At 61.7% G+C, this 25,027-nt stretch carries 24 protein-coding genes; 9 read left to right on the top strand and 15 right to left on the bottom strand.

The window, feature by feature from the left end:
- The first annotated feature begins 47 nt into the window (after positions 1-47).
- On the top strand, positions 48-647 hold the full coding sequence (locus ABH939_RS27500; RefSeq protein WP_404650449.1) for an EAL domain-containing protein: 600 nt from the start codon (positions 48-50) through the stop codon (positions 645-647).
- Positions 648-675: 28 nt separating this feature from the next.
- On the opposite strand, the gene ABH939_RS27495 is transcribed toward ABH939_RS27500, so the two are convergent.
- Positions 676-1,329: a DUF4190 domain-containing protein gene (locus ABH939_RS27495; protein WP_047271551.1), complete on the bottom strand. Its 654-nt coding sequence runs from the start codon at positions 1,327-1,329 to the stop codon at positions 676-678.
- Between the two features lie 130 nt (positions 1,330-1,459).
- Between ABH939_RS27495 and ABH939_RS27490 the strand changes: the two genes are divergently transcribed.
- From ABH939_RS27490 to ABH939_RS27480, 3 genes are all read left to right on the top strand, one after another.
- The gene (locus ABH939_RS27490) at positions 1,460-2,179 is read left to right on the top strand and encodes an RDD family protein (RefSeq protein WP_404650446.1); all 720 of its coding nucleotides are present in this window, start codon (positions 1,460-1,462) and stop codon (positions 2,177-2,179) included.
- An 8-nt stretch (positions 2,180-2,187) separates the two neighbouring features.
- Positions 2,188-3,153 carry a hypothetical protein gene (locus tag ABH939_RS27485; RefSeq protein ID WP_223304518.1) on the top strand — a complete coding sequence of 322 codons (966 nt, stop codon included), beginning with the start codon at positions 2,188-2,190 and terminating at the stop codon, positions 3,151-3,153.
- Positions 3,154-3,270: 117 nt separating this feature from the next.
- Entirely contained in the window at positions 3,271-4,005 is a 735-nt protein-coding gene (locus tag ABH939_RS27480) for a queuosine precursor transporter (protein WP_030535741.1), read from the top strand.
- Here the strand turns inward: ABH939_RS27480 and tgt are convergent.
- Complete coding sequence (tgt, locus tag ABH939_RS27475) at positions 3,996-5,285, bottom strand: tRNA guanosine(34) transglycosylase Tgt (RefSeq protein ID WP_404650443.1); 1,290 nt, start codon at positions 5,283-5,285, stop codon at positions 3,996-3,998. The genes ABH939_RS27480 and tgt overlap by 10 nt on opposite strands.
- 192 nt (positions 5,286-5,477) lie before the next feature.
- Here tgt and ABH939_RS27470 point away from each other — a divergent pair, with 192 nt between their 5' ends.
- The 5 genes from ABH939_RS27470 (at position 5,478) to ABH939_RS27450 (ending at position 12,260) form a co-directional block, all read left to right on the top strand.
- Positions 5,478-6,269 carry an enoyl-CoA hydratase/isomerase family protein gene (locus tag ABH939_RS27470; RefSeq protein ID WP_007731595.1) on the top strand — a complete coding sequence of 264 codons (792 nt, stop codon included), beginning with the start codon at positions 5,478-5,480 and terminating at the stop codon, positions 6,267-6,269.
- Between the two features lie 26 nt (positions 6,270-6,295).
- Entirely contained in the window at positions 6,296-7,267 is a 972-nt protein-coding gene (locus ABH939_RS27465; RefSeq protein ID WP_404650442.1) for an ABC transporter substrate-binding protein, read from the top strand.
- A gap of 119 nt (positions 7,268-7,386) precedes the next feature.
- A complete protein-coding gene (locus ABH939_RS27460; RefSeq protein WP_228232382.1) occupies positions 7,387-9,723 on the top strand; it encodes a CoA transferase in 2,337 nt (778 codons plus the stop codon).
- Between the two features lie 50 nt (positions 9,724-9,773).
- A complete protein-coding gene (locus ABH939_RS27455) occupies positions 9,774-10,721 on the top strand; it encodes a zinc-binding alcohol dehydrogenase family protein (protein WP_007731598.1) in 948 nt (315 codons plus the stop codon).
- A gap of 15 nt (positions 10,722-10,736) precedes the next feature.
- Positions 10,737-12,260 carry an AMP-binding protein gene (locus ABH939_RS27450; RefSeq protein WP_404650439.1) on the top strand — a complete coding sequence of 508 codons (1,524 nt, stop codon included), beginning with the start codon at positions 10,737-10,739 and terminating at the stop codon, positions 12,258-12,260.
- An 11-nt stretch (positions 12,261-12,271) separates the two neighbouring features.
- Here the strand turns inward: ABH939_RS27450 and ABH939_RS27445 are convergent, their stop codons facing one another.
- The 13 genes from ABH939_RS27445 to ABH939_RS27385 all read right to left on the bottom strand — a co-directional run bounded on the left by ABH939_RS27445 (position 12,272) and on the right by ABH939_RS27385 (position 25,011).
- Entirely contained in the window at positions 12,272-13,174 is a 903-nt protein-coding gene (locus ABH939_RS27445; RefSeq protein ID WP_007731601.1) for an IclR family transcriptional regulator, read from the bottom strand.
- Between the two features lie 167 nt (positions 13,175-13,341).
- The gene (locus tag ABH939_RS27440) at positions 13,342-14,166 is read right to left on the bottom strand and encodes an alpha/beta fold hydrolase (protein ID WP_404650436.1); all 825 of its coding nucleotides are present in this window, start codon (positions 14,164-14,166) and stop codon (positions 13,342-13,344) included.
- Positions 14,166-14,486 (bottom strand): DUF362 domain-containing protein, encoded by a 321-nt coding sequence (locus ABH939_RS27435; protein ID WP_007731605.1) that lies wholly within the window; start codon positions 14,484-14,486, stop codon positions 14,166-14,168. The genes ABH939_RS27440 and ABH939_RS27435 overlap by 1 nt, the downstream gene beginning before the upstream one ends.
- Before the next feature lie 3 nt (positions 14,487-14,489).
- Positions 14,490-15,500 carry an NAD(P)/FAD-dependent oxidoreductase gene (locus tag ABH939_RS27430; RefSeq protein ID WP_404650434.1) on the bottom strand — a complete coding sequence of 337 codons (1,011 nt, stop codon included), beginning with the start codon at positions 15,498-15,500 and terminating at the stop codon, positions 14,490-14,492.
- A gap of 150 nt (positions 15,501-15,650) precedes the next feature.
- Positions 15,651-16,436 carry a class II aldolase/adducin family protein gene (locus ABH939_RS27425; RefSeq protein WP_054188628.1) on the bottom strand — a complete coding sequence of 262 codons (786 nt, stop codon included), beginning with the start codon at positions 16,434-16,436 and terminating at the stop codon, positions 15,651-15,653.
- A gap of 13 nt (positions 16,437-16,449) precedes the next feature.
- A complete protein-coding gene (locus ABH939_RS27420) occupies positions 16,450-17,286 on the bottom strand; it encodes an ABC transporter permease (RefSeq protein ID WP_019746502.1) in 837 nt (278 codons plus the stop codon).
- Positions 17,283-18,146: an ABC transporter ATP-binding protein gene (locus ABH939_RS27415; protein ID WP_007731623.1), complete on the bottom strand. Its 864-nt coding sequence runs from the start codon at positions 18,144-18,146 to the stop codon at positions 17,283-17,285. The genes ABH939_RS27420 and ABH939_RS27415 overlap by 4 nt, the downstream gene beginning before the upstream one ends.
- Positions 18,143-19,126, bottom strand: a complete 984-nt coding sequence (locus tag ABH939_RS27410) for an ABC transporter substrate-binding protein (RefSeq protein WP_404650431.1) — start codon at positions 19,124-19,126, stop codon at positions 18,143-18,145. Before ABH939_RS27410 ends, ABH939_RS27415 begins: the two co-directional genes overlap by 4 nt.
- 204 nt (positions 19,127-19,330) lie before the next feature.
- On the bottom strand, positions 19,331-20,287 hold the full coding sequence (locus ABH939_RS27405; protein WP_019746501.1) for an NAD(P)-dependent oxidoreductase: 957 nt from the start codon (positions 20,285-20,287) through the stop codon (positions 19,331-19,333).
- A 109-nt stretch (positions 20,288-20,396) separates the two neighbouring features.
- A complete protein-coding gene (locus ABH939_RS27400; protein ID WP_019746500.1) occupies positions 20,397-21,269 on the bottom strand; it encodes an alpha/beta fold hydrolase in 873 nt (290 codons plus the stop codon).
- A 30-nt stretch (positions 21,270-21,299) separates the two neighbouring features.
- A complete protein-coding gene (locus tag ABH939_RS27395; protein ID WP_007731630.1) occupies positions 21,300-22,256 on the bottom strand; it encodes a 3-(2,3-dihydroxyphenyl)propionate dioxygenase in 957 nt (318 codons plus the stop codon).
- The gene (locus tag ABH939_RS27390) at positions 22,256-23,599 is read right to left on the bottom strand and encodes a M20 family metallopeptidase (RefSeq protein ID WP_007731632.1); all 1,344 of its coding nucleotides are present in this window, start codon (positions 23,597-23,599) and stop codon (positions 22,256-22,258) included. The genes ABH939_RS27395 and ABH939_RS27390 overlap by 1 nt, the downstream gene beginning before the upstream one ends.
- A 122-nt stretch (positions 23,600-23,721) precedes the next feature.
- On the bottom strand, positions 23,722-25,011 hold the full coding sequence (locus tag ABH939_RS27385) for a Rieske 2Fe-2S domain-containing protein (RefSeq protein ID WP_007731634.1): 1,290 nt from the start codon (positions 25,009-25,011) through the stop codon (positions 23,722-23,724).
- Positions 25,012-25,027 lie beyond the last annotated feature (16 nt).

Raw genomic sequence — 25,027 nt, 5'->3', positions numbered from 1 at the left:
GGTGGGGAACTATCTGGCCGTACGCGGGGAGAAACCATGGCCACAAAATGCGCCATAAATGGCCGCCAGTGGGGAGCTTACGATGGCCGTCGACAATCGGGCTACAAGCTCTGGAAATGATTTGTGCCCAAACAGCGTCGTGGCCTGAGCACATGATGGTCGCGGTCAACTTTTCGCCTCGCCAACTCGCTACCCCGCACGCCGCTCACGAGATCCTCGGAGCGCTCGACAGTTCACAAACGCCACTGAGCAGAATAATCGTGGAAGTCACCGAACTCGGCGTCGTAGGCCGGCATGCCGCCGAGACACTCCACGTCTTGCACAACGAGGGAATTCGAATCGCGCTGGATGATTTCGGGGCGGGCTTCGCGTCTTTCTCCGCATTGTCGGAATTGCCGCTCGACATTCTCAAGATCGACCAATCCTTGACCTGGGCCGTCAGCGCAGCGGGTCGTGCTGGAGACCGTGCCTTCATGGTCATGGAGTCCATCGCCGACATCGCTCGGAAGCTCGGGCTTGATTCGATCGCCGAGGGCGTCGAGACCGCGGAACACGCAGCCAACGTCTTGCGGGCCGGCTGCGACATGGGCCAGGGCTATTACTTCGGCAAGCCACTTCCTGCGTCGTCCGTCGTCACTCCCGTGTGAGCGCTCGCCACTTCAGCACGACGACACTTCAGTACGACGACGATGCACTCGCTATGAGTGCGACCACGAGAATCACGGCAAAAATTGCCAAGAAGGCCGCGCCGACCGCAATTCCGGCTATCGCAAGCCCTCGCCCCTGTTGACCTGTCTGCTTGATCTGATTGAGCGCGACAATTCCCAGAATGATTCCGACGATTCCGCCGAGACTGTAGAAGCAACCACCCGCAAGCGATACAACCAGCGATGCAATTGCGAGACCATTGGTGCCGACCGGCTGCATCGGCGGTGCGTACCCACCCGCGAATTGATTCGGTTGACCGTACGGGTTCGGAGGTTGGCCGTACTGAGGCTGTCCGTATTGAGCTTGTCCGTATTGTCCGGATTGCTGATATTGATTCTGCTGATACTGATTTTGCGGTCCGAAATTCTGCGGCGGCAGGTACGGGTTCGGTTCACCGATTCCGCCCGGCTGGGGGTTATTACCGGGCGGGTTGTACGACGGCGGTGGATAACCCGGGTACTGCTCGTTGGGAGTGGTATATCCGGGAACTTCAGGTGAAGACTGCGTTTCGGACGGGGACACGCCGTACCCCTCAGGAGGCAGGCTCGGAAATTCTCCGTACCCAGGTTTTGCCTGGTAATCGCTCGAAGAATCGTCGTTGTTGCCCCCGGAACTCGTCATACAACGCAGCCTAAACCACAGGTGACCTCCGAATCCAAGTGAGCAGATGTCATCCACATCGCTCTTTGATCCCAGTAGGGTCATATCCACTGTCACACTCGAGCGCGATATTTACGACTGAGGGGAACACATGACAACCGGTGGGTACGACCCCAACCAGAATCCAGAAGGCGGGAAGCAATTCCCACCCCAGGATCCATATGGCCAGCAGGGAACACCTCCTCCCGGAAGTTACCCCCCTCCCGCCGGCCCCCCGCAAGGCGGAAGCTACCCGCCCCCGCAGGGCGGAAACTTCCCGCCCCCTCAGGGTGGCAACTACCCGCCTCCCGGTGGATACCCGCCGCCGCCCCAGGGCGGAAACTTCCCGCCGCCTCCGCAGTTCAACGACCAAGGTGCGTACGGCGGAGGAAACCGGCTGCCTTCGGGTGCTCAGCCGGGCGATCTGTGGATTCGACTCGGTGCCCGCATCATCGACGGCATCATCGTCGGCGTCATCGCCGCGATTCTGGCTCTATTGGTCAGTGACTCCGACAGCTTGATTCTGGTCTCGGGACTGTTCTCGGGAATTCTGACCTTCGCTTACTTCATCGCAATGGAAGTAACGCAGGGTCGGACTTTGGGAAAGATGATTCTGGGCCTTTCAGTATACGGTCCGGGTGGCGCACCTCGCCCCTCCGTCCAGCAGTCTGCGATTCGCAACGCCTTCACGTTGCTCTCGATCATTCCGATCATCGGCGGAATCCTCGCGTTGGTCGCCTACATCGTCATCGCGGTCACGATCAACAACAGCCCCACCAAGCAGGGCAAGCATGACGAGCTCGCTGGTGGAACTCAGGTAGTCAAGGGTTAGGTGCGCATATGACAACCGGTGGGCACGACCCCAACCAGAATCCCGAGGACGGAAAGCAATTCCCGCCCCAGGATCCCTACGGCCAGCAGGGAACGCCTCCTCCTGGGAGCTATCCCCCGCCGGCGGGGCCTCCGCAGGGCGGAAGCTACCCGCCGCCTGGTGGATACCCCCCACCTCCTCAAGGTGGCAATTACCCGCCGCCAGGTGGATATCCGCCGCCTCCGCAGGGTGGAAGCTATCCCCCTCCCGGTGGCAACTACCCACCGCCCGGTGGATACCCGCCACCTCCCGGAGGCGGTAACTTCCCACCGCCGCCCGCCAACGACTACGGCGCAGGATTCGGTGGACCGCAGCTTTCTGTGGGTGCGGCAATTACCTACGGCTGGAACAAGTTCAAAGACAACGCATTGGTTTGGATCGGAATCTCGATCATCGCGTTCTTGATCGCCGGACTGATCCAGGGCGCTTTCAACGGTTTCGACTACACCAATACCGAATTCAGCGCGCTGTCGATCGTGGGTGGATTGGTCACCGCTATCGTCGGCTACATCATCCAAGCCGCATTCCTTCGTGGAGCGTTGAGCGAACTGGATGGAATCAAGCCGGCTTTCGGCACCTTCTTCCAATTCACCAACATCGGCGCAGTTGTTCTCGGCGGTTTCCTGGTAGCAGTGGCAACTTACGTCGGTTTGGCTCTCTGCATCATTCCCGGCATCATCGCGGCGTTCCTGCTCTACTACACGCTGACCTTCATCGTGGACAAGAATCAGGATGCGATTTCGGGCATCAAATCGAGTTACGCGTTGACCTCGTCGAACGTCGGAACGTTGGTCCTGCTGGCGCTCGCTCTGATCGGTATCAACATCGTCGGTGCGCTGCTGTGTGGAATCGGTCTTCTGGTGACGGCGCCCGTCGCGTTGATCGCCAGCACCTACGCATACCGCGTGCTGACCGGCGGCCATGTAGCTGCCTGATCCGTTCGTTTGCATCACCGAAGGCCCTGCGGTTCCACGTGAAACCGCAGGGCCTTCGGTGTGTTCTGCGCAACTGGACGGTCGCCAACTCGCATCCGAGCGCCTTGTGGTGCTTGGATGACGGACGTGACAGCTCAGGATCAGCAAGACGAATCGACCCACGAAACCAAATTTGCGCACGTCAGCCGGGGTTATTACCCGACGATCGTCGCGCTCTTCACCGCAACGCTGCTGATCTCGAACGTGGCGGCGACCAAGGGGGTCGCCTTCTTTGCGGATTCCGACTTCTCGCTCGGTCCCTTGCAGATTCTGCCCATCATCACCGATGGTGGATTCTTCTTGTTCCCGCTCGCCTACGTCCTCGGTGACGTGCTCAGCGAGGTCTACGGCTTCAAAGCGACCCGACGCGCGATCTACCTGGGCTTCGGCGCACTGATTCTTGCCGCTGCGTGCTTCTGGATTGCAGTGCAACTCCCGTCGGCAGAGTTCTACGAGAACCAGGCCGCCCTCGAAACCGTGGTCGGTGTCATTCCCCGGCTACTGGTCGCGGGCTTGGCCGCCTACCTCGTCGGACAGCTACTGAACTCACTGGTTCTGGTCATGATGAAAAAGCGCATGCAGGAGAAGCATCTGTGGGCGCGGCTGATCGGCTCGACCGTCGTCGGCGAATTCGCCGATACCCTCATCTTCTGTTCCATCGCGGCCGGTGTCATCGGCATCAGCACATGGGAAGACTTCATCAACTACGTGCTGGTCGGCTTCCTGTGGAAGACGCTTGTCGAGGTTCTGGTCATGCCGATCACCTACCGCGTCATCGCATACGTGAAGAAGCGCGAACCGACCTACGCCTGAGGTGCAGGCGTCTTCGCCGCGTAGAACTTTCCGAGCATGTCAGCCTTGAAGTCGTGGAAATACCCGCCTTCGATGCTGGCTCGGATGTCGTCGACCAACTTCACGGTGAATCGCTCGTTGTGGATGGTGCAAAGCGTCGACGCGAGCATTTCCTTCGCCTTGAAGAGGTGATGGATGTACGCGCGGGTGTAATTGGCGCACGTGTAGCAATCGCACTCGTCGTCGATAGGCATGAAGTCACGACGGAATCGGCTGGTGTTGATGTTGAACCTGCCGGAGCGGACGTAAATCGCCGCATTGCGAGCAACACGCGACGGGTTGACGCAGTCGAAAGTGTCCGCGCCGTTCTCGATTGCGACGAAGAAGTCGTCCGGTTCACTGATGCCGAGCATATGACGCGGCTTGTTCTCGGGTAGTTCCTCGTTACACCAACGCACGATCGTTCCGAGGTTCTGCTTCTCGAGGGCGCCGCCGATGCCGTAGCCGTCGAAGCCGTATCCGTTCTCGCCTTCGATCGACTCGAGTCCGCGGCAGGCTTGACGACGTAGATCTTCGTATTGCGCGCCTTGAATCACGCCGAAGAGAGCCTGATAGGGCTTGTCAGCGCGTTCGGCGGTGAGCTTCTCGTGTTCATTGATACAGCGGATCGCCCAGGCCTGCGTACGCTCGACCGATCGCTCCTGATAGCCGCGGGTGTTGAGCAACGTGGTGAGCTCGTCGAACGCGAACATGATGTCGGCGCCGAGCTGATGCTGAATCTGCATCGACACCTCGGGGGTGAAGCGATGCTTACTGCCGTCGAGGTGCGATTTGAACGTCACGCCCTCGTCGTCGACTGTCGCGAGACGCTCCTTGCCCTTCGCGATGACGTCGTCGGACTGCACACCGACGGCCTCCATCGCGAGCACCTTCTTGAACCCGACACCAAGCGACATGACTTGGAAGCCACCGCTGTCGGTGAAGGTGGGCCCGTCCCAGTTCATGAACTTGCCCAGCCCGCCGGCCTCGTCGACGATGTCGGGTCCCGGCTGCAAGTACAGGTGGTACGCATTGGCGAGCAACGACTGCGCACCGAGTTCCTTCATGGACTCGGGCAGCACGGCCTTGACCGTGGCCTTGGTTCCGACGGCCACGAACGACGGCGTCGCGATATCGCCGTGCGGTGTGTGGATGGTTCCGGTTCGTCCGAGCCGGTCCTCGAGCCTGGTCCCAATGGTGAAAATCGACTCGGGACGCTTGTCGACGGAGGGCGCGGGCGGTGTCGGTACTGCAGAAGTCACGGGCTCAATCCTGTCACAGGAGCAAATATCGCCGTGATCACAGCGAAGAAAGTTCCTACGCGATCAGCATCCGACATTGGTCTACTGACCGAACCCGAGCGGTACCGCCGCGTGAGGGTCCCCACCATACTTCCCACTACACATCCCCCGGCTCGACCGGTTTACCCCGCCAACCCGCTGACAGGAGCTCACTTGACGAGACAGACCGGCCAGACCTACAACTTCGTCACCGTCGACGTCACAGACTCGATTGCCACCGTGACTATCGACAAACCTCCAGCCAACGCATTCAACCCCAGCATGATCGCCGAGCTTCTGGAGATACTGCCGGTACTCGCGTCGGACCAGACCGTCCGCGCCATTGTAGTGACGGGCACTGGACGGTTCTTCGTCGCCGGTGCGGACATCACCGTGATGCGCGAGCTGACGGAAGAAACTCAGCGCGCGATGCGCCCGTGGGTCGACGTACAGCGGATCCTCGAGTCGGCTCCCAAACCTGTCGTCGCGAAGATCAACGGGCACGCACTCGGCGGCGGAGCAGAACTGACGTTGGCCTGCGACTTCCGCATCATGGCGCAGTCGGCGACCATCGGCTTCCCCGAGATCGGACTTGGGCTTTTTCCGGGTGCCGGTGGCAGCCAGCGACTTCCACGCCTCATCGGTGCTCACCGAGCCAAAGTGCTCATGATCGAAGGCAAGCGCCTCAGCGCCGAGCATGCACTCGATATCGGCCTGGTCGACACCGTCGTTGCGGACGCCGACCTCGATGCGCATTGCGCTGACCTCGCACGCGAACTCGCGACGAAACCCACTGCCACCATCGGAATGATCAAACGCATTGTCGACGAGGGCATGTCGTTGCCGCTCGATCAAGCGCTGGATCTCGAATTCGAGGCAGTGCTCGACCTGATCAAGACGGACGACGCTGCTGAGGGACTTCAATCATTCCTCGACAAGCGGTCCCCCACCTTCACGGGACGCTGACAGCTCCCATTTACCGAGAGGCCATCATGCTCAACAAATTTCAGAAGAAATGGGTGGGCGCAGTCGCTTCTCTCGCCGCCCTGACGATCGCCGTCAGCGGATGCACCCGCCCCGCTACCGACAACTCCGCCGAAAGTGGTGGCCTGGTACGGATCGCGGTGGGTGTAGACCCGTCGTACGCCCCGATTTTCCTGGCCGACCACGAGGGCATGTTCGAGGCCGCCGGCCTCGACGTCCAGGTCATCCAGACGGAAGGCGGGGCGGCGGGCGCCCAGAACGTCGTAGCCGGAACTTCGGAACTCTCCGGCAATGCCGACTCGACGGCACTGTCCGTCATGGCCGCCAATCCGAGCCTGCGGGCGCTGGGCGTATTTCAGGAATCCGACCGGTACTTCCAGGTTGTACTGAGGAACGGCGTCGAACAGAAGTCGATCAAGACCATGGGCGTCTTCCCCGGCATCGGTCTCTACTTCACGAACCAGTACCTGGCCAGTCTCGGCATCGACCCCACGACGGTCACACTCGTGAGCACAAGCCCGCCCGAACAGCCTGCTTTGCTGGCGCGCGGTGACATCGACGGCTTCCTGTCCTTCGACCCCTGGGTGACGCAGAGTGTCAATACCGGCGGGCGCGTTGTTGCCACGACCGGCGACTTCGGCGCCAAGTACGCCCAATGGATCATCGCTTCGGACAACTGGTTGTCCGCGAACGAAGAAACCGCAGGCAAGGTGTTCAAGGTGATCTCGGAAGCGTCGGCAATCGTGAACTCGGATCCGGATCGGGCTGCAACCGCAATTGCCGCGTCTATCCAGATGGACCCGGCCGAGGCCGCAGACCGGGTGACCCAAATCGATTTCGGTGGACGCGGATTCACCGAGGACGACGTGGAGCGCGCAAACGAACTTGTTGCATTCTTCCGCGAGCAGGGCAAGATCTCCGCGGACATCGATCCGTCGGCCGTCCTGCTCTCGGGATGGGTCGAGCAGAACGCCGCCTGAGCGGAGAGTGAGAACGGGTCCGGTGGGCAGACCGAAATCATGTCGCCCACCGGCCCGCAGAACTACGTTCGACACCAGTCGGTTCGGCGATATCTTTCGATTGAAACGGAGTAGTTGTGGTGCATCCCCCGGTACGGGTCGTAGAGATTTCCAGTCCGTTTGCGCGATTCGCCGGGCGCATCCTGGTCGGGCTGGGTTTCGAGGTCATTCTGGTAGAACCACCCACCGGCGACCCCAGTCGCACCGAGTCCCAAGGTGATTCGTACTTGCATTGGCATGCGGGCAAGAAGTCCGTTGTCCTCGATATCGACGACAGCAACGATCGCCTCGCTTTCGAAGCACTGCTGCGCAGTGCCGACGTCCTGCTCGACGGCAGCGCGACCGGCGCTCTACGCGACAACCGAGGATCTCTCGTTCACGTACGAGTGACACCCTTCGGCACAACCGGACCGCGAAGTGACTGGAAGGCAACAAATCTGACCGTCGCGGCACTCGGCGGGATGATGGCCCAGGTCGGCGATCCCGAGCACCCTCCACTGCTGCTCCCCGAACTCCAGGCTGAGCAGCTCGCCGGAATCAATGCCGCAATCGGCGTGCTTCTCGGACTGCGTTCGCGATCCAAGGGCCACAACCCGTTGCTGGAGATCAGCGCTCAGGAATGTGTTGCCGCCGCGCTGGAAGCGGGCACTCTTGCCTACATTCACGAGGACCGCGTCCCGCCGCGTCCGGGCCGGGTACATCCGCTCGTTCCGCACGGACTGTTCCAGGCCGCCGACGGTTATGTCGGTGGCGGCCTCGGCGGTAGCCCCCGCATGTGGGACGGCATGTTGGCCTGGCTGATCGACAACGATGCTCAGGACGATCTCGATCAACCGGAGTGGTCCGACGCGGTCTACCGAAAGACGCATCAGGAACACATTTTCGACGTTCTGTCCGCCTTCATCGCGAAGTGGCCGAAGGAAGAATTCGCGGTCAGCGCGCAGTCACGCAAGTTGCCGTGGGCAGCGGTCGACCGGCCCGAAGAACTGCTGCGTAACCCGCAACTCAACGACCGGGACTTCTTCACCGACGTGACCGGAGATCACGGTACCTACCGCGATCTCGGGTTCGGCTTCGCTTTCCCCGAAGGCCGGCGCATCGGAACGCTCGAGGCTGCCCGGTTGGGCCAGCATCAGGAACTCTTGAAGGCCACCTCGCCTGTGGCAGTGAACGAAACCCACGAGTTCAGCGGTGGCAGCACGCCCAGCCTCGAAGGTGTCCGCGTCCTGGATCTCACGTGGGTGTTGGCGGGCCCGTACGGCACCAGAATCCTTGCCGACCACGGTGCCGATGTCATCAAGGTCGAATCGATCGGACGCCCGGACCCGACTCGCTTTGCACCGTTCATGCATCTCTCGCGAGGACCGCACGACAATCCGAACACCAGCGGGTACTTCAACGACGTCAACCGCAACAAGCGCAGCATCACACTCGATACCCGATCCGCAGAGGGCCTTTCGGTACTGCGCGACCTGATCAGGAACTCCGACGTCGTGGTCGAGAATTTCAGCTCGTCGGTCATGGACAAGATGGGGCTCGGCTACGAACAACTCCGGGAGCTCAAACCGGACATCATCTACGTGTCGATGTCCGGGATGGGTCACACCGGTCCTCGCAAGGACTGGGTGTCGTATGCCGACATCGTTTCGGCAAGTACCGGTTTGACCGCACTGACCGGCTGGAACGCCGATGACGTTGTCGGAGTCATCTACGGCCATGGCGACATCGTCGCCGGACTGCAAGCCGGCGTCGCGATGCTGGCAGCCCTCGACTACCGCGACCGGACCGGCCGGGGACAGCACGTAGACCTGTCACAACTCGAAGCCATGGCAGCGCACATGGGTACCAGCGTTCTCCGAGCCGCCCGGTCACAGTCCCCCGATCCGATCGGCAACAGCCATCACGAACTGGCACCACACGGCGTGTACCCGTGCCTCGGCAGCGACCGGTGGTGCTCGATTGCCGTTCGCGATACCACGGAATGGAATGCATTGTGCCGCATCATCGAAGCAGAGAAATGGATCGGCAATCCTGACTTCGCGAGTGCAGAAAGCCGCCAAGCCGATCACGAACGTATCGACGACGCCATCGCCGACTGGACCAGGACTCTGTCACCCGAAACCGTCATGGAACGCTTGCAATCGGCGGGTATCGCGGCCGGCACCGTCCAGGACGGACGCGACCTCGTCGAGAGCGATCCACATCTTCGGGCACGCAGTTTCTATTCGGCACAGGAACATCCCCTCGCCGGAACATTCCTCCACGAAGGCATCCCCGTTCGCCGGAACTCCGAACCCGGCTCGATCCGACGCGCTGCGCCGGTGCTGGGCGCGGACACCGACGACGTCCTCGAGTCGGTGCTCGGATACAGCGACGAACTGATCGCCGGACTTCGCGACCAGTCGATCCTGTCCTGACCGCACTCATATTCAGTACATCCATTCACAGATCGCTACTAGGAGACACAATGCGCGCGGCCCGACTCCATCAGTTCGGCACTTCACCGGTCATCGACGACATCGACATTCCCACACGTGAATCCGGTCAGACGCTCGTGCGCATCGACGCTGCCGCGCTCGGCCATCTCGACATCACCGTCGCGAGCGGAAACTTCGGAGTCAAGCCGAACCTGCCACATATCGGTGGAACAGACGGAGCGGCGACGGTAATCGAATCCGACACCTATGAGCCTGGCACCCGCCTTCTGGTCCGAGGCGGCGGAGTCGGCCTGTTCAAGAACGGTTGCTGGGCTGAGTATCTGGTAGCGGCAGACAAGGCGTTCACACCCTTTGATCCCGCACTGTCGCCGGCCGTCGCCGCAACCTTTTTCCTACCCAGCACAACCGGCTATGTTGCCGTCAACGACATTGCAGCCGTCGCTCCCGGCGAACGAGTTGTTGTCGCCGGAGCATCCGGCGCTGTCGGATCGATGGCAGCACAGTTCGCTCTGCTTGCCGGAGCGTCCGAGGTAATCGGTGTTGTACCGCGCGAAGATCAGGCTGCCTTGCTTCCGGAGGGTGTGCGTCCCGTCGTCGGGCAAGGCGACGAACTTGCCGGAGTGGTGGGATCCGAGCCTTCCGTCGACGCCGTGATCGACACGCTTGGCGGCGACGGCTTGCCGCACCTTCTGGCGAGTGTTGTCCCCGGTGGCCGGGCTGCCCTGATCGGATATACCTTGGGTAAGAGCCTCACCCTGGACTTACCGAACTGGTTGCTCAGCGATGTCCGGATCCTGCCCGTCAACATGATTCGCAAGACTGCCCGGCAAGCCGAACTGGCACCTGAAATGATCCGGCTGCTCATCGAAGGCAAGATTTCCGTTGCAGTGCAGGAGTTTCCGCTGGATGACATCGCAACGGCACTGCAGTTGATGGGTGAGGGCAAGGTTGCCGGCCGGGCCGTCGTCGTACCCTGAGGGATACAATTACCCATGCCCCACGACGCACATGCCATTCCGCGCTCGCTTCCGGATTTGATCCGGAGGCGAGCTTTGGAGCGTCCGGAGCACCCGGCGCTCGTCGTCGACGGGATCACGGTCACCTACCGCGAATTGCGGGATCGTGCAGCGTCGATGGGGGCGGATCTCCGTAATCACGGTGTCGGCCGTGGGGAGCGCGTGGCGGCACTGTCCGGCAACAGGATCGAACTGGCAGACCTTGTTCTCGGATGCGCGTGGATCGGTGCGGTTGTCGTCCCACTCAATACGGCCCTCCGAGCCGACAGTGTTGCCAGCGCACTCGAACAGGCTGGTGTACAACGGATCCTGGTTTCACCCGAATACTCAGGCGCTGTAGCCGGATTCGACGGCACCGTGTGGGTCATGGGTGAACAGTGCGTCCCCACTGCCGGTTCGCATCCGGGCTGTGAGCCCGAGACCCTCGATCCGCTCGACCTGGCCGCGATACTCTTCACCTCCGGCACCACCGGTCTGCCCCGAGGCGTCCGATGCCCGCACGCGCAGTTCCTACAGTGGGGCAAAGGCGTCGGCGCCTCACTCGGGCTCACCGGGGACGATGTGCTGTACAACTGCCTGCCGCTGTTTCACACCAATGCTCTCAATGCCTTTGTTCAGTCCCTTTGGGCCGGGTCTACTTTTTTCCTGGGACAACGCTTTTCGGTCCGCAATCATTGGCGCGAAGTTCGCGAGATCGGCGCAACTGTCGACTACCTGCTGGGTGCGATGGTGGCCATGTTGATGAACGCGGACCCATCGCCGCAAGACCGACAGCACAGCGTCCACGTGGCACTTGCCCCCGCAACGCCGGCTCATCTGATCGAACCGTTTGCCCAGAGATTCGGTGTAGAACTCGTGGACGGATTCGGAAGTACCGAAACCAATCTCGTGATCGGCACACTTCCGGGAGATCGGCGGGCCGGGTACATGGGGCGGGTGATGAGTGGCTACGACGCCGCAGTCGTCAACGACGGTACTGCGGCCGCAGACGGGGAGCCCGGCGAACTGGTGGTCCGCAGCACGATCCCCGGCGCCTGTTCACTGGGCTATCTGGGCAAGGAGATTCCGGCGACGGAGAGTTGGATACAGACCGGTGACAGGGTGATTCGGGAAGCAGACGGCTGGTTCCGATTTGTCGATCGCATCAAAGACGTGATTCGGCGCCGCGGTGAAAATATTTCCGGGGCCGAAGTGGAAACCGTTCTGGCGTTGCATCCGTCGGTCGGTCAGGTTGCCGTCTTCCCGGTACCGTCGGATCTGGCCGAGGACGACGTCATGGCAACTGTAATACTGCGCCCCGGAGTATCTTTCGACCCCATTTCGATTCTGGAGTTCTCCCAGCAACAGCTGCCGTACTTTGCACTTCCCCGGTACATCGACGTCGTGGACACGTTGCCACTCACCGAAACCGGCAAGGTACAGAAAGCAGTGCTACGTGAGAGGGGCGTCGGCCCACACACCTGGGACTGCGAGAAGAGCGTGTTCCGCGCCCGGCGATAGACCGCGCCTCGCTACTTGCCGCAACCGTTGAACGAACACATCACCGGACTGCAGATCGTGCGCAGAGCCAGCGGGTCGCTCGGCGAATGTGTGCACTTCATGGCATGAAGTTTTCGGGTGATTCCGGCGCCGGCAGTGCGCAGGGCCCCGGTGATGCGGCTGACGTTGAGGCGAGCCGTCGGCGCTGTCACAGACAACGCGCCGGCCAGAGTGCGCGGGCCGCTGAACACCGGCACTGCGACGCTCATGTACCCGAGCCGTGTCTCCTCGACCTCCACCGCGAGTTGTTCCTTACGCATCCGCTCGGTTTGCTGGCGCAGCACGCTGACGGACATCGTCGTTCGACTGGTCAAGGCGGTGAAACCCTGCTCGACTACCTCGTCGAAGACCGATTGCGGGGAGAAGGCAAGGATGATCTTGCCGGTGGCGGTGCAGTACAGCGGGAGCCGACCGGCCACCCGCGACTGCTGATTGAGCCCGCGGTGTCCGATGATCTTCTCGATGTAGAGGACGTCGATGCCGTCACGAACCGCAAAGTGAACCGTCTCCTGCGTCGCCAGCAGTAGGTCCTCCATGTACGGCAGCGCCGCGTCGCGCAGAATCCGCTGACGCGGCACCAATTGGCCCAGCTCGAACAATCGCAGGCCGAGCCGGTACTTGGTACCCGCGCGCTCGAGCAATCCCCACTCGACCAGCTCGCCGGCCAACCGGTGAACCGTCGCTTTCGCGACCCCACTGCGCCGGGTGAGCTCCGTCAGAGACAGGTCACTGTGGTCGGTGTCGAAAGCGTCCAAGATCATTCGAGCCTTGCCCAGGACCGAGGACAGTTCACCTGCAGGCTGCGATGCAGCGGTCGTTTCCGACGCGATGGGTAGTACGGATCCGAACCCGACGGATTGTTGTGGAGCGGCCATGAGTGTCCTCCTGAACGATCTGTGACAGCCTGCCGAGACCGAGTGCCACAACGACCGAGATCGGTCGGGGTCCTCGTTAGGTGCAGGTGCTTCGAGACTGACACTATGGTGACGACACGATGAGACGCACGCCACACGGTCCGCTCAGTGAACCCGTCCCGCAGAGTTTACACGGGGCGCCTACCTGCGTAATTCTCCAGAAACATGCGGACGGCGGATGCAATCTGCGGAGCGTGCTCCTCGACGAGTGCGACGGTCCCCGATTCGACGATCTCCGTTTCCACCACTGCCGCACCCGTCAGGTGTGCACGTAACGGCGCAATGTTAGGCATCGAGAAGGGATCCTTCTGCGCGCCGATCAGCAAAACCGGCGCAGTCACCGAACCGACTCTCGCCTCCATGACGTAGCGGGCGCAGGCTTTGTGCCCCTCCGCCGGATCTACCCGGTAGGCAAGCGCGTCTCGGATGAACCTGTCGAGCAGTGCGGTGCCTGGTTCGGGGTAGTAGGGGCGACGCATCTCCCACAGCCTGGTGAGATGGCTACCGTCTGCGGCCCGGTCGACGCAGTCGATCCCACCGGGTCCCGAGTGCCCCCCGCGGTAGTTGCGGTCGGTCCACGGGCACGACGAGAGCACGGCAGCGTGCACCCTCTCGGGGCGTGATGCCGCCATCTCGAGCGCCACTGCCGCACCGGTGTGGTGACCGATGACCGTGACTCGATCGACGCCCAGGGTGTCGAGCAATTCCCACGCGCCTCGCGCATAGGTCTCGATGGTCTGCGGGCCGGGCACCGGAGCACTGTTGCCGTACCCCGGCATGTCCATCGCGACAACGCGGAAGTCATCGGCAAGGAGTGGAATGAACTCGCGGAACTCGTCCCACGACCGGGGCGCCTGATGAAGCAGGAGAATCGCCTCACCCGAACCTTGCTGCGCGTAATGCAATTGCCCGAAAGACGAATCAACGTATCCGAGTTGCAGGCCGCCAGCCATCAGAACGCCGCAACCATCGGGGTATCGACGCCGACGATGTCGATCTTTGCCGAACCACCCGGATTTCCGACGGGCTCGCTACGGGTAGGCAAGACCTCGAGGAAGAAGCGCTTGTTGTCTTCCTTGAAATCCGGGTCTGCTTTCCGGTCGACGGTGATCGCCTCCACCGGGCAGGCCAATTCGCAAGCGCCGCAATCGATGCATTCGTTCGGGTTGATGTAGAGCTTGCGATCACCCTCGTAGATGCAATCCACGGGGCATTCTTCCATGCACGATCGGTCCGTGTAGTCGATGCATGCTTCACCGATGACAAATGCCATTGCCTAGCTCTCCTGTTCGGTGGAGTGTCCAGGGAAGATTTCTGCTTCCGGATCCAGCACTGCCGCAGCGTTGTTCACCGCAGTCGCGGCCTCGCCGAAACCGACGACGATCAAGCGGACCTTGCCGGGATAGTCCGTGATGTCCCCGGCGGCATACACACGCGGAACATTCGTCTCCATCCGTGTGTTCACCGCGATGTGGCGATTGTCGATCTCGATTCCCCACTCCATCATCGGACCGAGGTCGGCCGTGAATCCCAATGCAGCGATGACGGATTGAGCGGGCAGCGTGGACGTGCTCTTGTCTTGTTTGTGGGTGATGTCGACCTCGCCGATCCACCCGTTTCCACGTACCGCCGAGACATCGGCGTTGACGAGAACCTGGACACTGCTTTCCTGCACCTTGGCGACTGTGGATTTGTGCGCGCGGAAACGATCTCGCCGGTGAACCAGGGTGACGGACTTGGCAATCGGTTCCAGGTGAACGGCCCAGTCGAACGCGCTGTCGCCGCCACCGACGATGACAACGTCTTTCCCGGTGTGCGCCGACAAATCCGGGACGAAGTAACTCAGCCCCCGATCCATGAACTCCGAACCCTTCGCCAACGGACGCGGGGTGAAGGTTCCGATGCCGCCGGTGATGACAACCGCGCCGGCCACCACGACCTGGCCCGTGCTGGTGGTGATCCGCACCCGGCCGTCGTCGTCATGCGACAGCTCACGAGCCTGCATGCCCAGAAGGTACACCGGATCGAACGGGGCAGCCTGCGCCATCAAACCCTCGATGAGGTTGCGTCCCTTGACCGAAGGGAATCCCGCGATGTCGAGGATCGCCTTCTCCGGGTACATCGCACTGACCTGTCCCCCCGGTTCCGCAAGGGCATCGATCACGGCAACCGAGAGGCCGCGGAAGCCTGCGTAGTACGCGCCGTACAGCCCGGCGGGGCCGGCACCAATGATCAGAATATCGACGCCGATCTCGTTGTCGGTCGCCGTGGAAGACGTTTTGTTCACACTCGATACGGTATTGCGCCGACGGACTCACGCAAATGAAACCGGTCCGCTCAACAGACCTCGGTAACAGTTGCGGGACAAAACGAAAAGGGCCCGCCGACCTCTCGGTCGACGGGCCCAATGCTCGCAGGAATTCAGTGCGCGAAGAATTCAGTGCGCGAATACCTCGGGTTCGTCTGCTGCGATCTTCTGGATGATGGTCGAGTACGCAAACCACCCCACCTTCTCGGTGCCGACTGCTTCGTAGGTCTGCGCCGCGATCTTCTCGTGCAGGACAACCGGATCACCGGCGGCTCGCGCCGTCAACTCCGCCTGCATCGACCGCTCCATCGACACATACCACCACACTGCGCTCTCCACGGAAGTTCCGACGGTCAGATGACCGTGGTTGGTGAGGATCACGGCCTTGTTCGATCCGAGGGCATCCGCGATGCGAATCCCCTCCTCTTCGTCCAGCGCCACCCCGTGATACTCCTCGTAGATCGAGTGATCCTCGTGAAAGGCGCACGCGTCCTGAGTGATCGGCGTGAGGCGGGTGTGCAGCGAGGAGAACGCCTTACCGTTCAAACCGTGAGCGTGAACAGCTCCGATGACGTCGGGACGAGCCTCGTGAACCTTGCTGTGGATGACAAACGCTGCTCGGTTGAGCGGTCCGTCTCCGGAAATGACCGCGCCGTCCGACGCCACATGCAGCAATTCCTCCGGCTGAACCTGGGAGAAGTGCCGCCCGAACGGCGCAGTCCAGAAAGTCTCCGGATCTTCTGGGTCTCGGGCGGTGATATGTCCCGAGATTCCCTCGTCCAAACCGAATTTCGACAAAATCCGATACCCGCCGATGACAGCGGTCTTGCGACGACGCCGCTCACTCTCGATATCGGTGAACTCGGGCGGTCCCGGAATTCCGGCCTGCTCGGCAATGCTCAGCGGGTGATTCATGCTGCGCTCCTGACTATTTGACGCCGTAACGGGCGAGGTACCGCGAGGACAGAATGCGGAGAATCCGGTCGAAGATGAAGCCCATGATGCCCAGGACGATGATGCCGACGAACGTCCAGTCGATCCGGCCGTAGTTTCGAGCCTGCCAGATCATCGAACCGATACCCTGGTCGGCGGCGACGATCTCCGCCGACACGATGGTGAGGAAGCTGTTGCCCATCGCCAGGCGAGCGCCCGTGACGATGCCGGGGATCGACGACGGCAAGACCACCGTCTTCATGATCTGAAGTTTGTTGGCACCAAGATTTGCCGCTGCCTGCAGTTTGTTCTCGCTGATCGCTACAGTCGCGGCAATCGTGCTGACCGTGACGATGAATACCGAGGTGTAGAAGATCAGAACAACCTTCGACGTCTCACCGATGCCGAACCAGACGACGGCGAGAGTGACAAACGCAATAGGCGGAATGAACCGGAAGAACTCGATGTACGGATCGAGGAGCTGTCGCACGATGGAAATGCGGCCCATCAGAATTCCGACGGGAGCACCGATCACGACACCCAGGAACCAGCCGATGAGAATTCGCTGACCCGATGCGGTGATCGACGACCACAGAACGCCGCTCTCCCACAGTTCCTGTGCCGCCGACCATACTTCGGCCGGTGATGCAATGGTGGTCGGCCCGTACCACCACGCCAGGAACGACCAGATGCCCAAACCGATTGCCGCTGAGGCTGCATACATCAGCGTCGCTTTGACAATCTTGGATCGCCGCGCCGACGAACGCTTTTTTGTCTCCGCCACCTTCGCTGTTCTCACACCGGCTGAACCACCGGTCACTACAGCCGTCACAGCTCGTCCTCCTCAATGCCTTGGTTCCGCAGCGACGCAACCACTTCTGCCCGAATGTCGTCCCGCAGCTTCTCGTAGAGCTCGATCACCTCGGGATCGTTGCGGTCTCGCGGACGAGCCGCATTGACCTCGTAGACGCTCTTGATCCGGGCCCGCGGGCCGGCCGACATCACGATCACACGGTCAGCCAACGTCAGTGCCTCGTCGATATCGTGAGTCACGAATACCACGGTGCAGCGGGTGTGCCGCCAGATACGGTCGAGTTCGGTCTGCAGAACCTGACGAGTCTGAGCGTCCAACGCACCGAACGGCTCGTCCATGAGAACCAACGACGGCTGGTTGGCAAGAACTCGTGCGATCTGAACACGTTGCCGCATACCGCCGGACAGCTGCGAGGGGAACTTCGCACCCGCGTGGGGCAAGCCGACCATCGCGAGGTACTCGGCCGCGATACTCGCCTGCTCGCTGCGGTTCGCTCCACGCATCCTGGGGCCGTAGGCCACGTTCTGGCTCACGGTCATCCATTCGAACAACGCTTCGGAGCTCTGAAACACCATGCCGGCGTGGCGGTTACTGCCGGCGACGACATCTCCGTCGCACACGATCTCGCCGGCGCTGGGTTCCACGAAGCCGGCCATGGACGACAGCAGCGTCGACTTGCCGCAGCCACTCGGACCGAGCAGACAGACGAATTCACCTGGCTGCACGTGCATGTCGATTCCGGCGACGATCTCCGCCGCGCCGAAGCTGATTCCGAGGTCGACCACGTCGATGGCAACACCGGTGTTCTTCTTGCCGGGGCCGGCTGTCCCCGCGCTATTCGTCGAGCTGGTCGTTGAACCACTTGTTGCGATACTCACTGTGCACCATCCTTGTACCAATCCAGAAGCATTGCCGATTCGAGATCCGGCTGGTCGCTGAGAACACCGATCGACTTGTAGAAATCTACGATCGACTGAGCCGACTCGACATCCGCAGCTTCGAGATTCACCACGGCGAAGTCGATCTCGTCCACCGCGGCAATAGTCTGATCCGCGCTGACGTTCACAGCCGCCTTGGTCGCGGACGCTGCCACGCCCGGATCCGACTCGACCTTGCGCGTTGCCTCGTCGAGCACCTTCGCGACGGTTCGCGCTGTCTCTTCGTTGGCCGACAACCACGGAGCCGTCGTGATCGCCCAATGATGATAGAACCAGCCGTAGTCTCCGGTTACTGCCACCACGTGGCCGGTTCCCTGATCCAGGGCGGTGGCCGGCCACGGCTCCCACAGGACAAACCCGTCGATGTCGCCGCGACTGAGCAGTGCGGGCATGTCCGTCGGGGTCGCCGAGATCATCTCGACCGAACCGGGGGCAATGGAATTGGCAGCGAGGTACTTGTCCGTCGAAATCTGGCTGAGACCCGGGACGATGCCCATCTTCTTGATCGCAGCCGGTGAGTCGACACCGTTACGCAGCACGACCTTGATGTAGTCACCCGACGCCTCGTACGAGTACATCGCGCGCAACGACGGATTCTGACGCAACTGGGCGATCGTTGTCGTATCGGAGCTACCGGCGATCTGGACCTGCCCGGTCGAGAGTGCGTCGACGGCCTCGCCACCACGACCGAACTGGACGAGTTCGACGTCCAAACCGGCAGCGTCGAACATGCCTTCCTGATCCGCTACGAAGAACGGAGCGTAGGAAGCATCGATTCCGACTGCGATACGCAGTGGTCCACTTCCGGCAGAATCAGCTGTGCTTTGCGTCGCCGGGCGGCTGCATGCGCCGGTTGCAACGGTCAGCAGCAGCGCAGCCGAAACAAGAGCAGTCCTTCCAAACTTTGACAGCGAGGCCATCTACTCACACCTTTGTTTGTGATCTGTGCCGCAGTTGCGGGTCGTGGAGAGCAAACCTAGCTGTGTGTACCTACACCCGAGAACCAACCGGGTCCACCGTGCGGACCGGGGACAGGAACTTACCTCGGCGAAACACTGCACCTGGAGGAACGTGCGGACCGAAATACTTCGGTAACACGGCCCTCGATCACAATGTCCACCGAATCACAATGTCCACCGAATTGTCTGCGAGCGCAGCGCACTGGCGACATTCTGCGCCGTCATCGAATAGATCGACGCACGCGCTCCGGCGCTGCCGCCGGCGACGTGCGGGCTCAGGAGGGTCGAATCGAATCCACGGAGCGGGCTCGAAATCGGTAGTGGTTCAACGTCGAACACATCGAGGGCAGCGCCGCCGACATGCCTGGAACGCAAGGCACGCGCCAATGCCGCGTCGTCGACGACAGCGCCGCGCGCCACATTGACCACGATCGCTCCGGTGGGCAACTGCGCAACTCGATGGGAATTGATCAGTCCCCGAGTTGATTCCGTAAGCGGGACGGCCAGCACCAGGACATCCGCGAGAGGCAGTAACTCGTCGAGTGACACAAACGTCGCAGCCACAGTGTCACGCGGTCTCGAACGCGCGGTGACGTAGACGTCGCAACCGAAGGCGGCAAACAATTCTGCACACCGGCGGCCGATCGAACCGACACCTACGACGCCGACCCGGCGCTGCGCCAGATCGCGGCAATCGCGCGTCAGGATGGATTCCTGTGGCCATCGACCATCGGTAACCTCGTTGTGCGCCCAGAACATGGAGCGGCACAACACACCTGCCGCGAGCACTGCCCACTCCGCAACCGAGTTCGCGTTTGCACCGGGAGTATTCGCCACCGGAACTCCGGCGGCGCGCCAGGCTTCGGCATCGATGAAATTGGTTCCGGCACCAGGCTGTTGGACGAGGAGCACATTCCGGCCGAGCTCTGCTTCCTCCTTGCCCAGTGGCAGATCACCACTCCAGTCCCCCACCACGACGTCGCATGTCGGCAACTCCGCACGGAGCGCCCCCGTGGTGCGCTCAGGTAATCGAACTACCTCCGCCTCACCCCTGACGGCGTCACGGATTGCGGTACCGAGTCCGTTGTCGGCGTCGGCCGTCAGCAGAAGTACTTTCTTCACGAGAACTCCTTCGCTGTAAGACGATGACTGTACCTTCGAAAACGCGGAAGCCGGCCTCCCAATCGAGAGACCGGCTCCATTACGCAGCAGCATATTTGGCAGGAACTTCTCAGATAGCTGCCTTCGCGCTGGCTGATGCCTTTGCCAAGAACTCGAGGCTCAGCGGGTTGTACTTCGCTGCCTGCTCGTGCTGCGGCCAGTGACCGCACTCCGAGTAGAGTTCGAGCTGAGCGCCCGGAATATCCTCGGCCATCTTCTTCGCTTCCGGAACATCACCGAACGGATTTTCCTGACCCCAGACCACAAGAGTCGGCGCCTTGATGAGTGCCATTCGATCCGGGCGCAGCAGGTTCCGCTGGCGAACCTCCATCTCCTGCAAGGAAAGGAGGTTGTGGATGTTGGCGACAAAGTCAGGCTGATGGTAGATCCGGTGACGAGCCTGAACCAATTCCTCGGTTGCATCGGCGGGATCATGCATGAGCAACTGCATACGTGCGCGGGTCAATTCGATGTCGTCACTCTGGACGGCCTTCGCGGTCGACGTCTTGATGCGCTCCATGACTACCGGGTTCGCGACTGTTCCGCCTGCTGCCAGCAACTGCAGCGACAGAACACGTTCGGGCTGCTCGCTGGCCAGGTAGGCAGCGACCCAACCACCGAGGCTTTCACCCACCAAGTGCACACGGTCCAGTCCGACCGCGTCGAGGTAGTTCACCAAATGCTCGACGTAGCGCGGAATCTCGTACGGGTAGTCAGGCTTGCCGGTGTAACCATGGCCGAGCATGTCGATCGCGTGAACCCGGTAAGACTCGGCGTGCGGTGCAATATTGCGTGCAAATGCCTCGAGGTGTCCGCTGGTGCCGTGCAGGAAGATCACGGCCTCGTCACCGGATCCTGCCTGCAGAGAGCGCGTGGGCACACCGCCGGCGTCGACGGTCGTCAACTCGAAATCGAGCCCGGCAAGTTCGTTCCAGATTGTCATCAGAGAAACTTCCTTTACTGAAGGTGCAGATTATGTTGTTGCGCTGTCTGTTCCAGCTGGATCGAGAATCGTGACACCCATACCGGTGAGCCACTCGGGAATCGCTTCGTAGGCAAGGCGTTCACCCGGAACGTAGTCGAGCATCGCGGCCATCATGAGCCAGGTCCGCAACTCCTGCGCACCGTTGCCCGCCTCGTCTTCGATCTGCTGCGTCGTGAACTCGGCAAGCTCACTTGCCTTGCCGCTGGCAAACAGATCAAGAATTCGGTCATCGAACTCCGGAGTGATCGCGGCATCGGCTGCGCGGATGATCTGGCGTCGCCGGACGTCGTAGTCGGACCAGTTCTCCCGGCCGTCCAGCCAGGCTTGAACCATGAAATCCTCGTCCTCACCGTGCGGATCCCGCCAGTCCGGCCAGGGCAGACGATGAGACAATCCACCGGACGCGATCACCACGACCCGGGTATCCGCCGGATACGACGCAACGGCATCCCGCAGGGCCTTCGCCACTTCCTCACATCGCTTGAACGTCGGGAGGGGCGGCGCGAATACGTTGACCACCAACGGAACTATCGGAACATCGATTCCGTCGAGAAGGTACTGAATCGCGTGAGACTGACCATGATCGATCTGCAATCGCGCCGAGTAGGCAAGATCGAACCGGCCACCTTCGATCAGCTCGTTTGCAAGGTGCCTGGCGAACTCCACGTCGACCCGTTGCGGCCCCTTGGGTGTTCCTGACTCGCCACTGGAAATGCACTCTCCGACGCCGAGAGTGAACGCCGGAATCAGATCCAGCCAGAAACCGCGAAAGTGGTTGGAGCCGAGAATCAAGACAACATCGGGTTTCGACGCCGCGATCTTCTCCCGGCTCAGATACAGCGCGTCCCGGAAGCGTTCGGCCTCCGCCTTGTGCGTCGTCTCTTCCCAATGGGTGTTCATCAAGGTGCTGTGGGAGGCACCGATACCCAGAACTATCTTCGCCATCAGTCGATTCCTACTTCCTCGAGCGAGCGGGTGACGGTGTCGAGGGCCACTCGGATCAGATACTTCGTAAATCTCTCCGCCGCAGCCAGGTCCACAGTGTTCATCCCCATCGCGAAGTCCACCTCGAACGGTGCGTCGACCACCTTGGGCATACCCACCCGAATCGTCGGGATGCCGCGGCTGCGCAGGATGTTTGCGTCGGTGGCTCCACTCGCGTCGAAGAAGTCCTGATGCGGCTCTCCTTCGGCAGCTTCCCACGCGTGGACTGCGGCGCGGCGCAACCACATTCGAGGGTCGGAACCCTCACCGGGGATGGCAAGAACCTGTTCGACGTCGATCTGCAGATCCAGCGATTGTGCGATCTCCGCAACGACGGCTTTGAGTTCGCGCTTGGCCGCGGTGGGCGTCGTCCGCGGGCTGAGCCGTAGATCAACGGTAAGGCGCACCTGCTCGGGGGTGAACGACGCTGTTCGCTCCCACCCGCCGCGGATGTTGGCAACGATCCCCTGAGGCGCAACCAAACCGTCCTGATGCGCCGCCGAGTACTTCGGGAACCATTCCTCCAACTTGGCGACCACCTCGCCGGCTGCGGTAATCGCGTTGCGGTACGGCAACCGGTGGCGCGAGCCGACGTAGGTGTGCAGACCGTGCACCGTGATCTCGAACCAGGCCAGTCCCACTTCTTCCCAGGAAACCGTCCAGCCGGGCTTGGCGATCAACGCGCAGTCCGCCCACACTCCCTGTTCCAGGAGGAACGAGCAGCCGACGCCCTGGCCGGTGTTGCGTCGGGGGTTTCCGACACCGGGGCGGGCATTGGTCGGCATACCACCGGCGCCGAATCCGAGCACCAGGTCACCGCGGAGCGGAATACCGGCTGCGGCAATTGCTTCGGCCGCCGCGACAATGCAGACGGCGTGGCCTTTGGGGTTCGACGCACCCAATCCGATCACGTAGTTCTCGTCGAACTGGGCGTGCGGCGTCAGATCCGCTCGCAGCTCATTTCCCACCCACGGCAGGTCTTCCGCCGGATCGCCGGTCGTGACGGTGTCGATCGGCGCATACAGCAACAGGTCCGGTCCGGACCCGTCACCGCGGAGCCTTCCCCACGAGTTCGCCTGCCGATCATCGAGATCCATTGTGTGGGCCTCGATGCCCGACGCTGCCAGGACCGCCGTGATGTGGCGGGCCAGCGGTGCTTCGTCACCCGTCGGACTGGGAATGTTGACCACCGAAGTGGCGAGATCCCGCAATCGCGCACGATCGACATGGGCGTAGGCTCGCTCGACCCATTCCCGGCGCTCGTCGCCTAGGCCTGCGAGAGCATCGGCCCTCGCAGTGGTCATGGATTGACCTGATGTACCTGAGTATTGCTGCGCTCGCCGGCCAGCTGCCACAGCTTGGGAACTGCCACTGCAACAGCGGCACCGATAGCGACAGCCGTCAGAATCTTGAACATGTATCTCTCCTATTCGCTGGTGCCGGTGGGAATCTGAGCGTCGGCGACAGGGGCCGAGCGGGGCGTTGGCGTCCGGCGCTCTCGGGTGGGCCTGACCGGCGCCTTGGGGGTGTGCTTGGCCGCGTCGGCGATCTTCTCGGCGTACTCTTCCTCTGCCAGATTTCGCCACGTCGTCAGCGACACGTCCGGTCGGTACAGCTTCTCCGGCGGTGCGTCGGTGACCTCGACCATCCACGCATCCTGACCCGAGAACTGACCGTGGAACAGCCAGCGGATCGCGCCGAGGTACTTGGCGTAGAAGCCCAATTTTGCTGCGCCGGAGACGAAGTTGACCATGAGGCCGACGTACTTGTGGTTGTCTTCGTCCACCGGGACGTAGAACTCGTAGTGAATGAACTTGGGGTACGCGATGCGCAGGACACCCGGCATGGACAGTGAAGCAAAACCGGGGAAGTTCTGAGCTGCGATCACAGGATTGACGTCCAGACCGGCGCCGACGTTTCCGATCTGCGAAATCTGGGTCTCGTCCGGCTTCTTCTTCCACCACCGCTTGTTCGTCCAGGTTCCCACGCCCGGGAATTCCGCCTCCCAGTACACCTCTTCCTGCACGCGGTAGATCCAGCGTCCCTCCGGAACGATGCTCGTGATGTTCCACGTCGGCATCGGCTTGAACAGACGCCACAATGCGGTGCGGTGCAGGTACTTCGCATGTCCCTCGTCGAAACCGTTCTCACATGCGAAGCGCCAGTTGCCTTCTCGGGGCTGAATCCGACCACCGACGATACCCTTGTTCTCCACCAGCTCACGCGGCAACTGGTCGTCGATGGACGGCGCCGGCTCGTTGGCGATCGGGATGTACACCCACACCAGACCGAGTCGCTCCTCGATCGCATAGGTCTGGACGTTCAGCTTGCCGCAGATCTTGGAATCCGGACCGTCGGTGATGACCGCGGCCAGCTTGCCGTCAGTGAGCCGGTACGTCCAGCCGTGGTACGGGCAGCTGACAGTTCCCGGGAACTGCTGATCGCCCTCGGACAACGGAACGCCGCGGTGCGGGCACCGATCGTGCAGGGCATATGCCTTGCCTGCGTCGCGGATGATCGCCAGCTTTTCACCACAGATGGTGAAGCTCTTGGGGTCTTTGGTGATGTGGTTCGACCACGTGACCGGGTACCAGTAACCGCGGTATCCGCTGCCGGCTGCGTTGTAACCCGGCCATGCCGTCCAATCCTGCCGACCGGCCGCTCGTGGCCGCTCGGGCAGCGCGAACGTGGCTTCCGACGCCTCGACACCAGTCATGTGAAGTCCTCTCGAC

Source organism: Rhodococcus sp. 27YEA6, from assembly GCF_044908235.1.
In the GTDB taxonomy this organism is placed as follows: domain Bacteria; phylum Actinomycetota; class Actinomycetes; order Mycobacteriales; family Mycobacteriaceae; genus Rhodococcus_F; species Rhodococcus_F qingshengii.
Note: the sequence above shows the minus strand (reverse complement) of the source record. Positions and strands in the feature narration are given on the sequence as shown.

Bases quoted from the DNA above. Each gene is read 5' to 3' on its own strand.
- ABH939_RS27500 (WP_404650449.1), top strand. From the start codon at position 48: ATGCGCCATAAATGGCCGCCAGTGGGGAGCTTACGATGGCCGTCGACA.
- ABH939_RS27495 (WP_047271551.1), bottom strand. From the start codon at position 1,329: ATGACGAGTTCCGGGGGCAACAACGACGATTCTTCGAGCGATTACCAG.
- ABH939_RS27490 (WP_404650446.1), top strand. From the start codon at position 1,460: ATGACAACCGGTGGGTACGACCCCAACCAGAATCCAGAAGGCGGGAAG.
- ABH939_RS27485 (WP_223304518.1), top strand. From the start codon at position 2,188: ATGACAACCGGTGGGCACGACCCCAACCAGAATCCCGAGGACGGAAAG.
- ABH939_RS27480 (WP_030535741.1), top strand. From the start codon at position 3,271: ATGACGGACGTGACAGCTCAGGATCAGCAAGACGAATCGACCCACGAA.
- ABH939_RS27465 (WP_404650442.1), top strand. From the start codon at position 6,296: ATGCTCAACAAATTTCAGAAGAAATGGGTGGGCGCAGTCGCTTCTCTC.
- ABH939_RS27455 (WP_007731598.1), top strand. From the start codon at position 9,774: ATGCGCGCGGCCCGACTCCATCAGTTCGGCACTTCACCGGTCATCGAC.
- ABH939_RS27450 (WP_404650439.1), top strand. From the start codon at position 10,737: ATGCCCCACGACGCACATGCCATTCCGCGCTCGCTTCCGGATTTGATC.
- ABH939_RS27445 (WP_007731601.1), bottom strand. From the start codon at position 13,174: ATGGCCGCTCCACAACAATCCGTCGGGTTCGGATCCGTACTACCCATC.
- ABH939_RS27440 (WP_404650436.1), bottom strand. From the start codon at position 14,166: ATGGCTGGCGGCCTGCAACTCGGATACGTTGATTCGTCTTTCGGGCAA.
- ABH939_RS27435 (WP_007731605.1), bottom strand. From the start codon at position 14,486: ATGGCATTTGTCATCGGTGAAGCATGCATCGACTACACGGACCGATCG.
- ABH939_RS27425 (WP_054188628.1), bottom strand. From the start codon at position 16,436: ATGAATCACCCGCTGAGCATTGCCGAGCAGGCCGGAATTCCGGGACCG.
- ABH939_RS27410 (WP_404650431.1), bottom strand. From the start codon at position 19,126: ATGGCCTCGCTGTCAAAGTTTGGAAGGACTGCTCTTGTTTCGGCTGCG.
- ABH939_RS27400 (WP_019746500.1), bottom strand. From the start codon at position 21,269: ATGACAATCTGGAACGAACTTGCCGGGCTCGATTTCGAGTTGACGACC.
- ABH939_RS27395 (WP_007731630.1), bottom strand. From the start codon at position 22,256: ATGGCGAAGATAGTTCTGGGTATCGGTGCCTCCCACAGCACCTTGATG.
- ABH939_RS27390 (WP_007731632.1), bottom strand. From the start codon at position 23,599: ATGACCACTGCGAGGGCCGATGCTCTCGCAGGCCTAGGCGACGAGCGC.
- ABH939_RS27385 (WP_007731634.1), bottom strand. From the start codon at position 25,011: ATGACTGGTGTCGAGGCGTCGGAAGCCACGTTCGCGCTGCCCGAGCGG.